Genomic DNA, 14,005 nt, shown 5'->3' with positions numbered 1-14,005 from the left:
ATATTAGGGACAGGTAAACATGAAATTGAAATCTCTTTGGTCTGCACTGGCCATCTCAGCAGCGCTAATGATTAGCTCAACCGCTGCAATGGCTGCTTCGTATATGCCATTCATCTTGGGTTCGACAACTTCTGATTCAGTTGATGCAGCAGCAGATAAAGCAAAATCAGCTCTGACCGAAAACGGTTTTCAGGTAGTTGGTTCTTATAGCCCAACTGCTGATGTTCAAGTTGTTGTAGTCACTAATGACGCTTTAAAAGCGTTGGCAGCACAATCTAAAAATGGTGCGTTTGGTGCAATGGAAAGAGTTTCTATTGTTAAGCGCGGTGGTAATACAGAAGTTTCCTATACCAACCCAACCTACATGTGGAATGTTTACAAAATGAAAGGTGATGTTGCGCCTATCCAAGCAGCTATGGAAAAAGCTTTGGGTAACCAAGCAACTTTCGGTGCCGATGAAGCTTTGAGCGAAGGTGATTTGAGAGATTACCACTACAAATTCATGATGCCTTATTTTGATGATGTTGATGAGTTGGAAGATTATGATTCGCATCAACAAGCGGTTGATACTATCGAAAAAGCCTTGGCTGCTGGCAAAGCAGGTGTGACTAAGGTTTACCGTATTGATATCCCTGATGCAAAATCAACTGTATTCGGTGTTGCGATTTCTAAAGGTGAAGGTGCGGATAAAAACATCCTGTCACAAATCGATGGATCAGGCCATTCTCATGCAGCGCACTTGCCATATGAGATTCTAGTTGTTGGTGATAAGGCGGTTGCTCTGAACGGTAAATTCCGTATTGCAATTAACTGGCCAAGTCTATCAATGATGGGTTCAGGTAGTTTTATGTCTATCGCGAATGCACCTGATGAAATTAAAGACGCTTTGGAAAAAGTAGCTGATAAATAATTATCAGGGTTGAAACCTAAAAAAAGCGCAGTTTTCTGCGCTTTTTTTGTTTTTGGCTCTTGAAAAAAACAGGATGAACCTTACTTAACTAAGAGCTTAAAACAATCATTGATGAAATCGTAAAATTAGGAGAACGATAGAATGAGTCATACCGAAACTCATGCCTTTCAAACAGAAGTCAATCAGCTGCTGAAGTTGATGATTCACGCCCTTTACAGTAATAAAGAAATCTTTTTGAGAGAGTTAGTCTCTAACGCTTCCGATGCTTTGGATAAGTTGAGATTCGAGTCAGTTTCTAATGATGCCTTGACCGAAGGTGAATCTGAGCTGTCCATTTTGGTTGATTTTGACAAAGATGCGCGCACTGTGACGATTTCCGATAACGGTATCGGCATGACGCGTGACGAGGTTATTGCCAACATCGGTACGATTGCCAACTCAGGGACGAAGAAGTTTTTGGAAAACCTGTCTGGTGATCAGGCAAAAGACAGCCATTTGATTGGTCAGTTCGGGGTTGGTTTCTATGCATCGTTTATTGTTGCAGATAAGGTTACCTTGAACACGCGTCGAGCGGGGGATGATAAAGCCAATGCAACCCGTTGGGAATCTGATGGTGAAGGCGAGTACACACTCGAAACCATTGAGAAAGACACTAAGGGAACCGAAATCACCCTGCATTTGAAAGAAGATATGGATGAGTTCCTGAGCGACTTCCGCCTGAAAAATATCATCACGACCTATTCTGACCATATCAACTTCCCAATCAAGATGTGGAAAGAAGAGCTTGATGATGAAGGTAAGCCAAACGGTGAAAAGTCACTGGAGCAGGTCAATAAGGCGACTGCGATTTGGACTCAGCCAAAGTCTGAGTTGACGGATGAAGAGTATAACAACTTCTATCAAACCCTTTCACATGATTTTGAAACCCCTTTGACGACACTTCACAACAAAGTGGAAGGAACGTTGGAATATACCTCTTTGTTGTATGTTCCAAAACGTGCGCCATTTGACTTGTATGACCGTGATCGCCGTTATGGATTGAAGCTCTATGTGAAGCGTGTGTTCATCATGGATGACGCTGAAAACCTATTGCCTGCTTATTTACGCTTTGTTCGTGGTGTGATTGATTCAAATGATTTGCCTTTGAACGTGTCACGTGAAATCCTACAAAGCAACAAGGTGGTCGATAAGATTCGTTCTGCATCTGTTAAACGTGTATTGGACAGCTTGGAAAAAATGGCGAAGGAGGAAGATCAAACCGATTTCAATACTTTCTGGGATCAGTTCGGTAACGTCATGAAAGAAGGCGTCATTGAAGATTATGCCAATAAAGAGAAGATTGCTAAGTTGCTAAGGTTCACCACAACACATGAGTCTTCAACACAAGAGCAGCGTGTCTCTTTGCAAGACTATGTCGACCGTATGAAAGAAGATCAGCAAGCGATCTACTTTATTACGGGTGATAGCTATGCAGCGGCGTCAGGTAGCCCTCACCTTGAAATGTTCCGTAAAAAGGGTATTGAGGTGTTGTTGCTGACCGATCGCATTGACGAGTGGTTAGTGGCCCATTTGACTGAGTTTGACGGCAAGCAATTGAAGTCTATCACCTCTGCGGACTTGAAAGAGTTTGAAGCGGAAGATGAAGCCGAATTGACCGAGGAAGACAAGAAAGCGCGTGAAGCGATTACTGAAAAGGTCAAAACGGCGATTGAAGACTTGGTTTCTGATGTGCGTATTACGCATCGTCTGACAGATTCTCCTGCTTGTGTTGTGAGTGCAGAAGGCGATATGTCTGCCCATATGGCGAGAATCATGGAGCAGATGGGGCAAGCGATGCCTAAGCAGAAACCTGTTCTTGAGCTGAATCCGACGCATCCTCTGGTGAAAAAGCTTGAGGCAATTGATGCGGAAGATAAGGTAAAAGAATGGTCGTTGTTCTTGCTTGAGCAAGCTCAGCTCGCTGAGGGCGATCAGTTGGAACGTCCGGCAGACTTCATCAAGCGTATGAATAGCTTGTTGGCAGAAGTCATTTAAGGCACTTCCGCTAGACAACTAAAAGGGCTCCTTGGAGCCCTTTTTTTGTTTCTTGGCGAGTGAAAGCTATTTCACTTGATTGCCAACCAATATTGTTTCTTTTTTGAAACGCTTCAAATTATCCAACGTTGTTTCAACGATATGACATAGCGCTTCTTTGGTGTAGAAACCCTGATGCGCGGTGACCAGTACATTCGGAAACATGAGTAAGCGTTCAAAGAGGTCGTCTTGAATGATTTGCTCTGAGCGATCTTCAAAAAACAAGTCTGCTTCCTGCTCATAAACATCAATCCCCAAATAACCGATTTGACCCGATTTCAATGCATCCACTACGGCACTAGCATCCAATATCCCGCCACGACTGGTGTTGATAATCATCACTCCTGATTTCATTTTGGCGATGGATTGCTCGTTGATGAGATGGTGGGTTTCCTTGAACAACGGAACATGTAGTGAAATGACGTCAGACTTTGCATAAAGCGTATCCAAATTCACATACTTTACGCCAAGTGCTAAGACTTCCGGGTTTTGTTTGACGTCATAAGCCAGCACCTCTAATCCAAGCCCTTTCAGGATGCGTGCCATGTGATAACCGATATGCCCCGTTCCAACTACACCAGCGGTTTTATTAAACATATCGAAGCCAAGTAATCCTTCCAACGAGAAGTTGCTGTCACGAACGCGGTTATAGGCTTTGTAGGTTTTGCGGTTTAAACTCATCATCATTGCCAAGGCATGCTCTGCAACCGCCATAGGTGAGTAGTCGGGAACACGCAGTACCGTCATGCCGTGTTGATTGGCCGCCGCGATATCCACTTGGTTGAAACCCGCACAGCGTAATAGAATCAAACGAATGCCATAGTCATGAAGTTTGGCAATCACCTTATCTGTCACGTCATCATTCACAAAGACACAAACGGCATCATAAGGTTGCGCCAAGGCAACGGTTTTTTCTGATAAATGGTGTTCGAAGTAGTCGATTTCCACATCGTAGTTCTTTTTGGCGGAATCAAACAAGCGTTTATCGGTTTTGGTGGTGCTGAAAAAAGCCAGTTTCATGAGTTTTCTCCGATGCGTCTGTGATTTTGATAGGAGCTGTATCGCCACTTTCGTGTGTTTTAGGATTTTCTATTAAAGCAGTTTTTGATGACAACGCCCACCTTAATCTTTGCGGTAAGAAAGAAAAATATCCCCCAACCTGGCAGATTTTCTTCTAGTGATGTTCTCGTAACGAAGGCGTCACTTTTATCGTTTAAAATAACAAACAATTTGATTTTAATGTTGTACCGCAAGATGTCACAGCCAACACAAGCTTCCAATGCTAAACCGATGATTCCCTTTCTGACGGCTTTGCTGTACTGGTTGAAGCTAGGATTGATCAGTTTTGGTGGGCCAGCGGGGCAAATCAGTTTGATGTATCAAGAGTTGGTGGAAAGGCGTCGATGGGTTTCAGAAAAGCGCTTTCTAAATGCGTTGAATTACACCATGCTGCTTCCCGGGCCAGAAGCCCAACAGCTTGCGACCTATATGGGGTGGTTGATGCATGGTACGGTCGGTGGAATTGCTGCTGGTCTGCTATTTATCTTGCCGGCGTTTTTCCTATTGGTTTTCCTCAGTTGGGTCTATTTGACTTATGGTCATTTGGCGTGGATAACCGCTATTTTCTACGGCATTAAGCCCGCGGTTTTTGCGATTGTCGTGGTTGCCGTTTATCGTCTGGCAAGCCGAGTACTGCATCATGCTGCCTTATGGTGGTTGGCAATAGGGGCGTTTGTCGCCATTGCTGTTTTCAATTTACCTTTCCCTTTGATTATGCTGTCAGCACTAGCCATAGCATTGGTAATGAGCGTTGTTTCCCCGCGTATTTTAGAAGCTAAGCCGACCGCTACAGTTGTAGGAGACAGTAGTGAGAAGGCGTTGATAGACGATGATACGGTATTGGCGCACACCAAATTCCACTGGCGGAAACTGTTTCATGTCGTATTACTGGGCTTGGCTCTCTGGGCTTCAGCCATGGCAGGGTTAATTGTATGGACTGGCGATGTTAATTCAGCACTGGTGCAAATGGGATGGTTTTTCACCAAGGCCGCTTGGCTGACGTTTGGTGGCGCCTATGCGGTTTTGCCTTATGTTTATCAAGGCGCGGTTGAGCATTTTTCTTGGTTAACTGCACCACAGATGATGGATGGTTTAGCATTGGGTGAAACAACACCGGGGCCACTCATTATGATTGTTACCTTTATTGGTTTTGTCGGAGGCTGGGGGCAAGAAACGTTGCCGACCTTGTCGCCGTTCTTAAACGGACTTTTGGCGGCAGGCGTGGTCACGTTCTTCAGTTTCTTACCTTCTTTTCTGCTGATTTTGGCTGGAGCGCCTTTGGTGGAAGCTGGGCGTGAAAACACAAAGCTAAAAGGGTTGTTGATGGCAATCAGTGCGGCATTGGTTGGTGTGATGTTAAACCTTGCGGTATTTTTCGGGTATCACGTCTTTTGGCCGCATGCTCCTAAACTTTTTGAAAATCTTGAGGGCTGGCTGGCAGTTGACCCCATCGCAATCGGCATCAGTGCGCTGGCGATAGGGCTGTTGTTTTGGAAAAACTGGGGTTTTATTCAGGTGATTCTGCTTAGCGCCGCGCTAGGCTTGGTCACCTTGATTTTCTGATTGTCTAAATCATTATTTCTTTGGTGGATATTGCGCCATCAATTTTTGCATGATTTCATTGACCAGTTGGGTGGTTTCTTCTGGTGTAGAGTGATCTTCCAGTGGTGTAGAGCTGGTACCGCGCCACAATAATTGCCCTTTTAAGCTGAGCACATCAACGATCAATTGTCCTTCTTGGTACTGTTCGACATCGCTACCTGTTTGAAATCCAAAGCCAGTGTACACACCACTGCCCATGCCTGTTCCAAAGCCGATAGAGGTTGTGACCGGGCTGGAACGAATTTTAGACATAGAGCTGATGTGGTAGGTAATATAGGCATCCGCACCTTTGTCGACAATCGATTGTCCTTTCAAGCTTAATTCATGCACTAAAGCGGTTTCAATGCGTTTGGCAATCAGGGGGTTGGTTTTTTCAAAATCACTCGCTTTGGGTTTGGTTTGCATGTCTGCCGGTAGCCACTGGTAACTATGCAACTGTGTGAAATCTGCTTTAGGGTCGTAATCTTGACTGACCTGAATCATGGAGCAGCCAGATAGTAACAGTAACGAAGTGAAAAGCCCGCCGATAAATGAGGAACGAAAGATCATTTTATTCATGACTATGTTTGCCTTGGATTAAAGTGAATTGATTCTATTTTAGCTTAATCGTTTACCAGAAAACCATGAATAAACATGGATAAAATCTGCCAGGTTGGGGGTGCTGCGCATTTGCCCGTTATGCAACCCGACGGGTAATGAGATAGCCGCCTATCAATATCGGAAAGACACCAATCAATTGAGATAAGGTTGGTGCTTGGTCAAGTACCCAGTAGGATAAGCCTATTGTCATCAAAGGAGCCAGGGCGAAAAGAGCGTTGACCTTGGTGATGGGTAATAGAAAGACCGCTTCTACCCAGAGAATCTTGGCAACAACAAACACCAATGTGCCTGTCAGCAATAGCCAAATCCATTGGCTTTGGACGAGTTGCCAGCTAGGTGATGGCTCGAAAATAATCGCAAGAAGATAAATGAACGGTAATGCCAAAATGGAGCGTGTCAGCAAAATTGTTTCACTTGATACATGACGTCGCGCACGCTTTTGGTATAGGTTGACGAAAGGCGCGATAATCGCCGCCCCTAAAACCATGGCATCCCCAATATGTAGGCTGAAGTGTTTTGGGAAAAGTACCAGAACAGCGCCGAGAGTCATCAGGATGACACCGAGACTATGAGGCAGGTTGAGGGTTTCTCCTTGCCGTCTTCCAAGAAAAAGATAAGTGAACAGAATTTGCAGAAATAGGATGATGGCGACATTGTTAGCAGAGGTGTAGCGTAGCCCGAGAAAGACTAGGGCGAATAACGTCGTAATCAGCATGCAGATCATAAACAAAGAGAAATATGCTTCTTTGTTAAAGATTTCCCGCTGTCGTTTTCTGAATAACCACCAGAAAATTAAAGCGACAGAAGCGATTACCAAGCTATAAAAATAAGCGTGCAGTGGACCTAATGCCGTGACGGTAAAGGTTGCGAAAATTGGAAACCAGGCTTCGATAAAAGTCAGGCTCAAAGCGAAGAACTCTCCTTTTCTTTGAGGGCTGGTGTTCGCAAAGTCAGAGTGCATCACACAACCCTGCCAAGGGAAAGTGATATAAATAATGGTAAGGATTTTCTATTTGTCGTCATCAGATTGTAGTGATAAGGTAAATGTCATAAAAAAACGTTCGTGACAACGTGAAGTAAAAAGTGCGATATTGATCTCAAAATTCGGCCGCAAATTGATACTTTTCATTCTGCATGTAAAACGTCTAAAGGCAAGTGAAATTCTGCTTGCATCAGGCTAGATGACAAATGGATGAAAATAAGTAAAAGACGCGATATTTCGCTTACCTTTTGAAACGCTTTCAGGTAATATCGCCACGATATTTTGAGCCCTGAAATAAAGCGGTTTCAAGCTGGGTTTTTAGTCGGTCGATTCACAAATTGGAGGCAGTGCCACGTGAATATTCTATTTATTATGTACCCTTGGGAAAAAGTAGAACCGGAAACGGATTCCACCATACGCATGGTGCATGAATGCGTCTCCAGAGGACACACAGTGGCATTGGCGACGGTACACAACCTGACCATGCGTGAGTCGACTGCCATGGCTTTCTGCCAAGTGTTTGATCAGCATGAACCGACACCGGCTAAAATCGTCACGTTCTATAAGAAAGCGAAGTTCCGCAAGGTGAAATTACCCTTGGCGGGGTTTGATGCCATTATCATGCGCTCCAACCCGCCGTTGAATGTGACAGCGTTGAACTTCTTGGATTCGGTGCGTGACGACGTTTTTATCATGAACGATATTGATGGCTTGCGTATTGCCAACAACAAGCTATACACCAGTTCTTTTGACGACCCTGATAACCGTTTTATTCCTAAGACCTATGTGTCGAAAACACCGGAATATCTTGAGTCGGTCTTGAAAAATTCCGAGTCAGGAAAAATGATTATGAAACCGCTGGACGGTTATGGTGGTCATGGTGTCATCATGGTCGAAAAACAAGCCGTTGCCAGTTTCTCTTCGCTGTTGGATTTTTATATCAACAGTAGTGAAAAAGGCAATTACGTCATTTTGCAGGAATATGTAGAAGGTGCCGATCAAGGCGATGTACGTATCTTGATGTTGAATGGCCAAGCCATCGGCGCGATGAAGCGTGTGCCAGCAACGGGTGATTTGCGCTCAAATGTTCATGCTGGTGGTACGGTACAAAAACACCACTTAACGCAAACTGAAAAAGACCTTTGTCGATTGATTGGACCAAAATTGGTGCGTGATGGTTTGTACTTTGTGGGGATCGACGTCATCAACGGTAAGCTGATTGAAGTTAATGTTCTCAGTCCTGGCGGAATCATGCGTATCAACAAATTGAACCGCGTCAAACTGCAAACGAAAATTATTGATTTTGTTGAAAGTGTCGCCAAACGTAAACGTAATATCTCCGCCCGTAAAGCCGAGTTTTTAGAGGCAATGAAAGATGTTTGAATGGAGCGAAAAAGCTTGTTTAAAAGCCATAGATAAAGGAAAGTTGTTCCATGCCCGTGTAGAAAATCTGCTTGAAATCAAAATAGAAGATTACGGTTTCTTCATTTGTGCTGCCATCCATGATGGACATCAACTGAGAGATGAGTTGGTCGATTTGTGCACGTTGAATGAGTCTGAGCGCTTGTTTGAAGAAGACCCTTTTACAGGTGAGATGATTGCCTCCATGCCAATCACCATCACCGCGTTAGATTCTCGCTATGAATACGACCTGAACCGTGCGCCGGAAAACTGCGTGTATGAAGAAGCTTGGGGTAAACAGGTTTGGCAAACGCCTTTGTCTGAAGACGTCAAACAACGTAGCTTGGATAAGCATGCTTTGTTCTATCGTATTTTGGGCGCGTTGATTAAAAAAACCGAAAAACGCCACGGTAACTGTTTGGTTTATGACATGCATTCCTACAATTATTTGCGTATGGAAGGTCAAGAACCACCGGTTTTCAATATCGGTACCGAGCAGCTTGATTCGGTACGTTGGGATAAAGTCATCCAGCATTGGAATCATTCATTGAATTCCATCGAATTGCCTAATATTTCTTCTCGCTCGGCCATTAACGAAGTGTTCTGGGGGCGAGGGTATCTGGCGACTTTCGTTAAAAACAATTTCAAAAACACGCTAGCTTTGCCGACTGAAGTGAAAAAGGTCTTCATGGATGAACAAAGCGGCGAGCCTTATCCACTGGTGTTGGATACCTTGAAAGCAGAGTTGAAAGAACGCTTTTTGAACACGGCATTGTTTTTCGCCAAGCAACATAAGCCAAAGACGCCTAAGCGTAAAACTGAAATGCTGTCGTCGGAAATCGACCCGAATGTCGAGAAGTTGGATGCCAAATTACACCGTTTGTGTAAAGGCATCGAGACGCTTGCCTATATCAACCCGAAAAACATCGTGCGTGAGAAAAAGCGCTTCTTTGCGAAAGGGTTTAACTACGAGCCTGACTTCACTTATCGTCAGTTGGAAATCAACCCGTTCGAGTTCCGAGAAAAGCTGTATAAGTTGCCGGAAGCATCGGTGAAGGATATCTCAATCCAGCAGATGTACCGTGACGTCATTGATGCTTACGCCACCAAGATTGACCTGTTGACGACCGTGGGTACCGACAAGTTCCTTTATAACTCTTTACGCTACTATGGCGAACCGAGTGATGAAGATATTGAGCTGGCGCATTTTCTACTCTATGCCAAGCCATTTGAAGAGTTTGCCGAGCGCAGTATTGACGCCAAACAAGCTAAAGAACGCTTCATGAAAGCCTTGGATGACTACAACATTCACTGTCATGTTGAAGTGACGGATAAGATCATTGCCTCTGCGATGGTCGACAACGGTAAGAAAACCATCCTCATCAACAAATCGATGCGGATGAATGATATGGAGTTGGACGCACTTATCCACCATGAACTGGGTGTGCATATGGTGACGACTTATAACGCCAACAAACAGCAGTTAAAGGTCTTCAAACTTGGCTTGCCGGGCAATACTTACACTCAAGAAGGTTTGGCGATTTTGGCAGAGTTTATGACGGGTAACTTGAACCTACCGCGTCTGCAAACCTTGGCATTGCGCGTGATTGCCGTGAACATGATGGTGAAGCATTATGATTTTTCATATACTTTCAAAGCGTTGATGGACGACTACGGGTTGGATAAGGATGAGGCTTTTCGCTTGACTGCACGCGTTTATCGCGGAGGTGGGTTTACCAAAGACTTCTTGTATTTGCGAGGGTTGAAGGACGCGTTGCGTATCTACAAAAACCACAACTTGACGCCGCTGTATGTTGGTAAGACCAGCTTCCACTATCTGAATACCATCCAAGAGATGATTGAAAGAGGGATGGTTGCCGAACCGACTTACTTGCCGATGTATCTGCAAAAAGATATGGGTGTGTTGCCGAATCCGATTTTGGAATATCTGCTGGCCTGCGGCGACTAGTCTTTAGCTAAATCTGGTTACATAAAATCTGCCAGGTTGGGGTGCCTCTGAAGGTAACCCCAACCTGGTATTTTTTTAAGCAGAAATATCTTTTACCCATTGGCGCAAGAAACAACCTGACTCAAAAGGTTGGTTTGCATGATGCGTGAAGTGTTCAATGACGTTGGCCTCACTGGTTTGTTTTGCATCATAAACATACACGGCCAGTTCGTCTCCTGACTTCAAATATCCCGTTTCCCCAAATGGTGTGTAGCGTGTCGCACCCAGTGTGACGATGATTTGGGTTGGGTAATCGATTTCCACCAGATAGCTATGTAGCGCTTCCAGAGGACCAAAATCCGGTTGAGTGTTAAGGGTTGACGTAATCCAGTTCAACAGCTTCTCGTGAAAGTATTGGTAACCGACGACCGGGCTGTCAACACCGTAAGCCAGAACTTTATTATCACGGCGAATCATCGATGCGATGTGGTAGTTGTCCAGCTTGCCGTTTTCCGAAAGATTATCTATCGCAATCCAGTCTCCGCCGATGCCGGTTGAAGAGGCTCCCCAGTTTTTCTTTTCGCTGATTTTGCGGGCATTGGGTCTGCGGATGGAACAGTCATTGAAGGCCGTGAAAGCTTTTGGCGTCAAACGGTGAACTTGGTCGTTTTGATACTCAACATCTAATAGCAGGCAAACTTCTGGCTCCAATTGCAGGTTTTGCATTTGCGAAAAGTCTGCAACCAACTCTTCGGAAGAAAGTGGAAAGGTACCCACAAAGGAGTCAAAACCCGGAAGATAGATGGGAAACATCCCTTTCGGAGCATGTGCCTCAGCGGTTTTCACGTTGACGAAATCAGCATCTTCACCGGCCTGTGATAGATGTTCGGCAAAGTTACCGGCGATACCAAATACGGGTAGTGTTTTGAGTGTTTTTGTTGATAATTGCATCATGTGAGCGTCTTTAAATTCCTGTGTTTTGGTTAACGTCTGGCTCTTAAAGCCCAAGTAGTTAGAACATCAAGTTTTGAAGCTTGCGGCGGTAGGCTTTGACCAACTCAGGATGGTCTTGTTGTAGCAGCTCGAAAATCTCAATCAAGGTTTTTTGTGCAAGGTTGTCGCCATAGCTTCTGTCAATCATGAAGAGTTTGAGAAGCGCTTGCATGGCATTTTCCGGATCGTTGTTCAACATCAAATAACCGGAAAGCCCATAGAGTGCCTCGCAGTCGTTTTGGTCTGCGGCTAAACGCGCCTGAATCTCTTCCAGGCTGCCGACTTCTGCAACGATTTTGGTAAATTTGAACAATGCCATTAGAGATTTCCCATCTTGGGATTCCTTGGCTTCATCCGGTAATTTTTCCAGTAGGTTTTGCGCTTGTTCCAAGTGCCCGCTTTGGAAATACATTTTGCATAGATCCAAGTGGACGCGGAAGTTGTTTGGATTGGCTTTTGATGCTTCACCCAGCAGTAGGATGGCTTGGTCATATTGCCCTTGCGCAAACGCATCATGTGCCTGTAGTCTCAGTTCTTCCGACGGGTCGGCTTTGAGGTAGGGTTCCAAGGCAGCTTGGAAGGCGCTGACAGGTTGTGCCCCTTGCAGTTCTTCGACAAGTTGTCCTTGATGATAGATTTTAAATGACGGAATGCTGCGAATTTGAAATTGATTCGCCAGCTCGGTTTGTTCTTCGGTATTGATTTTTGCGAGGATAAAACGTCCTGCCAAATCATGTGCTAGCTTTTCCAGCACTGGCATAATCTGTTTACATGGTCCGCACCAAGGCGCCCAAAAGTCTACCAAAACAGGCACATGCATAGAGTTTTGCACGACCATTTGTTCAAAATTTTCTTGTGTGATGTCGATAATCATCGCTTGCATAATATTTCTCTCCAACATTTTTCGACCAACGTTGGTGGGTCTTCTATTTTATTGTGAAATCATGGTCAAAATTAAATTAGCAAATATTAATGTAATTGCACATGAAATGGAATTTTTTGCGGTTTTCAGGCGTTATTGACTTCATATGGTTGAGAGGTTGCTGTATTAGTCTAAGTAAAAAATCATAGACACATTTACCGAGCTTCTTCATAATGGAAGCTGTGTAGCCTCAACGCCGAGACTCTTTTTTCCTTGAAGTTTTATAAGGCTGTGGGCATGTGGCAATTGGATATTCGAAAACTCGAAAATAACATTACGATACGTTATGTTATTGCCATCAGTTTGATTGCGTTTCTCTCAACGACAGCTTACTACGCCCTTAAGTCAGCACTTTCCCGCTCTTATGATACTGCATTAATCGTCAATATTTCCGGTCGTCAACGTATGCTGAGCCAGCATATTGCCCTTGATGCTCACCGATTGTATCTTAAACGATTCGACCATCTCGACAAATGTCAGCATTCAGCCGCTTTTCTCATGAACGCGTTGGAAAAAAGTGCTCAAGAGATGGCTTTGGCGAATCAGCGCCTGTCTACCGGTCATATCAAAAATGAAGAGTTCGAGACACTTTCTCCCGCCATTCACGAGATGTATTTTGGAAAAATGGATTTAGCGAAGCGCGTTGATGACTATGTTGCCCTTGCTCGCATGTTGGAGAAAGAAAATGACAAGGTTGCCGCGCGGGAGGTGTTAAGCAACATCAATGGTTTGTCTGAAAGCCTGCTGCATGATCTGAACTTGGTGGTACATGAATACCAGAAAGAGGGTGAGCAAAAGCTCACCAAAGTGCAGCAGATAGAATGGTTTAACTGGATTCTGACACTCATAGTCTTGATTCTGGAAGTGGTGTTTATCTTCAAACCGATGGTCAGGAAAATTGTCCAACTCAACGAATCCGAAGCGCGAACCATGGCGTCTTTACAGGAGTTGGTGGCGTTACGAACTTCTCATCTGGAAGAGGCGAATTCCAAACTGGAGAAACTGGCGCAACATGATGCACTGACGGGGTTGCTGAACCGGCTGAACATGGAAGAAGACATCGAAAACGCCATCAATGATTATTTTAGCCAACAGGTTCCATTTGCGATTTTGATGTTTGATGTCGATTGGTTCAAGAGGGTAAACGACAATTATGGGCACGATGTCGGCGATTTGGTGTTGATAGAGGTCGCGATGCAACTGAAACAAGGTGTCAGATATGATGACAAGGTTTACCGAGCCGGGGGCGAAGAGTTTGTCGTCTTACTGAGTCGGACGCCTTTGGAAAACAGCTTGGCGAAAGCGATGGATATTATAAAAGCGGTTGAGGAGCATCCTTTCCCGGTAGATGGTGCGCAACTGAAATTGACACTGAGCGGTGGTTTATACCATTCTGATCTCTGTCCACCCGTTGATGTCAAAGGGGTGTTGAAGCAGGTGGATATCGCCCTTTATGAGTCCAAAAATCAAGGGCGAAACCGCCTGACGCAAGTCCAAGACTGTAAAGACTGTTAA

Annotated in this window: 11 protein-coding genes; 6 read left to right on the top strand and 5 right to left on the bottom strand. The window is 44.6% G+C overall.

Features of this window, described 5'->3' with window-relative positions:
- The first annotated feature begins 19 nt into the window (after window positions 1-19).
- Together HVMH_RS09275 and htpG are read left to right on the top strand one after the other, a co-directional pair.
- Window positions 20-910, top strand: a complete 891-nt coding sequence (locus tag HVMH_RS09275) for a hypothetical protein (protein WP_029912955.1) — start codon at window positions 20-22, stop codon at window positions 908-910.
- Window positions 911-1,051: 141 nt separating this feature from the next.
- Window positions 1,052-2,944: a molecular chaperone HtpG gene (gene htpG / locus HVMH_RS09270; protein WP_029912959.1), complete on the top strand. Its 1,893-nt coding sequence runs from the start codon at window positions 1,052-1,054 to the stop codon at window positions 2,942-2,944.
- Between the two features lie 66 nt (window positions 2,945-3,010).
- Here htpG and HVMH_RS09265 read toward each other — a convergent pair whose 3' ends face one another.
- Window positions 3,011-4,003, bottom strand: a complete 993-nt coding sequence (locus HVMH_RS09265) for a 2-hydroxyacid dehydrogenase (RefSeq protein WP_029912963.1) — start codon at window positions 4,001-4,003, stop codon at window positions 3,011-3,013.
- A 234-nt stretch (window positions 4,004-4,237) separates the two neighbouring features.
- On the opposite strand from HVMH_RS09265, the gene chrA reads away from it, so the two are divergent.
- Window positions 4,238-5,605: a chromate efflux transporter gene (chrA, locus tag HVMH_RS09260; protein ID WP_035629545.1), complete on the top strand. Its 1,368-nt coding sequence runs from the start codon at window positions 4,238-4,240 to the stop codon at window positions 5,603-5,605.
- A gap of 12 nt (window positions 5,606-5,617) precedes the next feature.
- On the opposite strand, the gene HVMH_RS09255 is transcribed toward chrA, so the two are convergent.
- Both HVMH_RS09255 and HVMH_RS09250 read right to left on the bottom strand, forming a co-directional pair.
- A complete protein-coding gene (locus tag HVMH_RS09255) occupies window positions 5,618-6,202 on the bottom strand; it encodes a DUF4136 domain-containing protein (RefSeq protein WP_029912969.1) in 585 nt (194 codons plus the stop codon).
- 118 nt (window positions 6,203-6,320) lie between these two features.
- On the bottom strand, window positions 6,321-7,205 hold the full coding sequence (locus HVMH_RS09250; RefSeq protein ID WP_029912973.1) for a DMT family transporter: 885 nt from the start codon (window positions 7,203-7,205) through the stop codon (window positions 6,321-6,323).
- 375 nt (window positions 7,206-7,580) lie between these two features.
- Between HVMH_RS09250 and gshB the strand changes: the two genes are divergently transcribed.
- Window positions 7,581-8,609, top strand: coding sequence for a glutathione synthase (gshB, locus tag HVMH_RS09245; RefSeq protein ID WP_081822772.1), 1,029 nt, complete (start codon window positions 7,581-7,583; stop codon window positions 8,607-8,609).
- Window positions 8,602-10,596, top strand: coding sequence for a flavohemoglobin expression-modulating QEGLA motif protein (locus HVMH_RS09240; protein ID WP_029912977.1), 1,995 nt, complete (start codon window positions 8,602-8,604; stop codon window positions 10,594-10,596). Before gshB ends, HVMH_RS09240 begins: the two co-directional genes overlap by 8 nt.
- Window positions 10,597-10,671: 75 nt before the next feature.
- On the opposite strand, the gene HVMH_RS09235 is transcribed toward HVMH_RS09240, so the two are convergent.
- Window positions 10,672-11,529 carry a DUF5718 family protein gene (locus HVMH_RS09235; protein ID WP_197942624.1) on the bottom strand — a complete coding sequence of 286 codons (858 nt, stop codon included), beginning with the start codon at window positions 11,527-11,529 and terminating at the stop codon, window positions 10,672-10,674.
- Between the two features lie 58 nt (window positions 11,530-11,587).
- Complete coding sequence (gene trxA, locus HVMH_RS09230; protein WP_029912983.1) at window positions 11,588-12,451, bottom strand: thioredoxin; 864 nt, start codon at window positions 12,449-12,451, stop codon at window positions 11,588-11,590.
- 276 nt (window positions 12,452-12,727) lie between these two features.
- Between trxA and HVMH_RS09225 the strand changes: the two genes are divergently transcribed.
- Window positions 12,728-14,005 carry a GGDEF domain-containing protein gene (locus HVMH_RS09225; RefSeq protein ID WP_029912988.1) on the top strand — a complete coding sequence of 426 codons (1,278 nt, stop codon included), beginning with the start codon at window positions 12,728-12,730 and terminating at the stop codon, window positions 14,003-14,005.

The organism is Hydrogenovibrio marinus, from assembly GCF_013340845.1.
Classification (GTDB): Bacteria; Pseudomonadota; Gammaproteobacteria; order Thiomicrospirales; family Thiomicrospiraceae; genus Hydrogenovibrio; species Hydrogenovibrio marinus.
The sequence above is the reverse complement of the archived record's forward strand: the minus strand, read 5'-3'. Positions and strand labels throughout refer to the sequence as shown.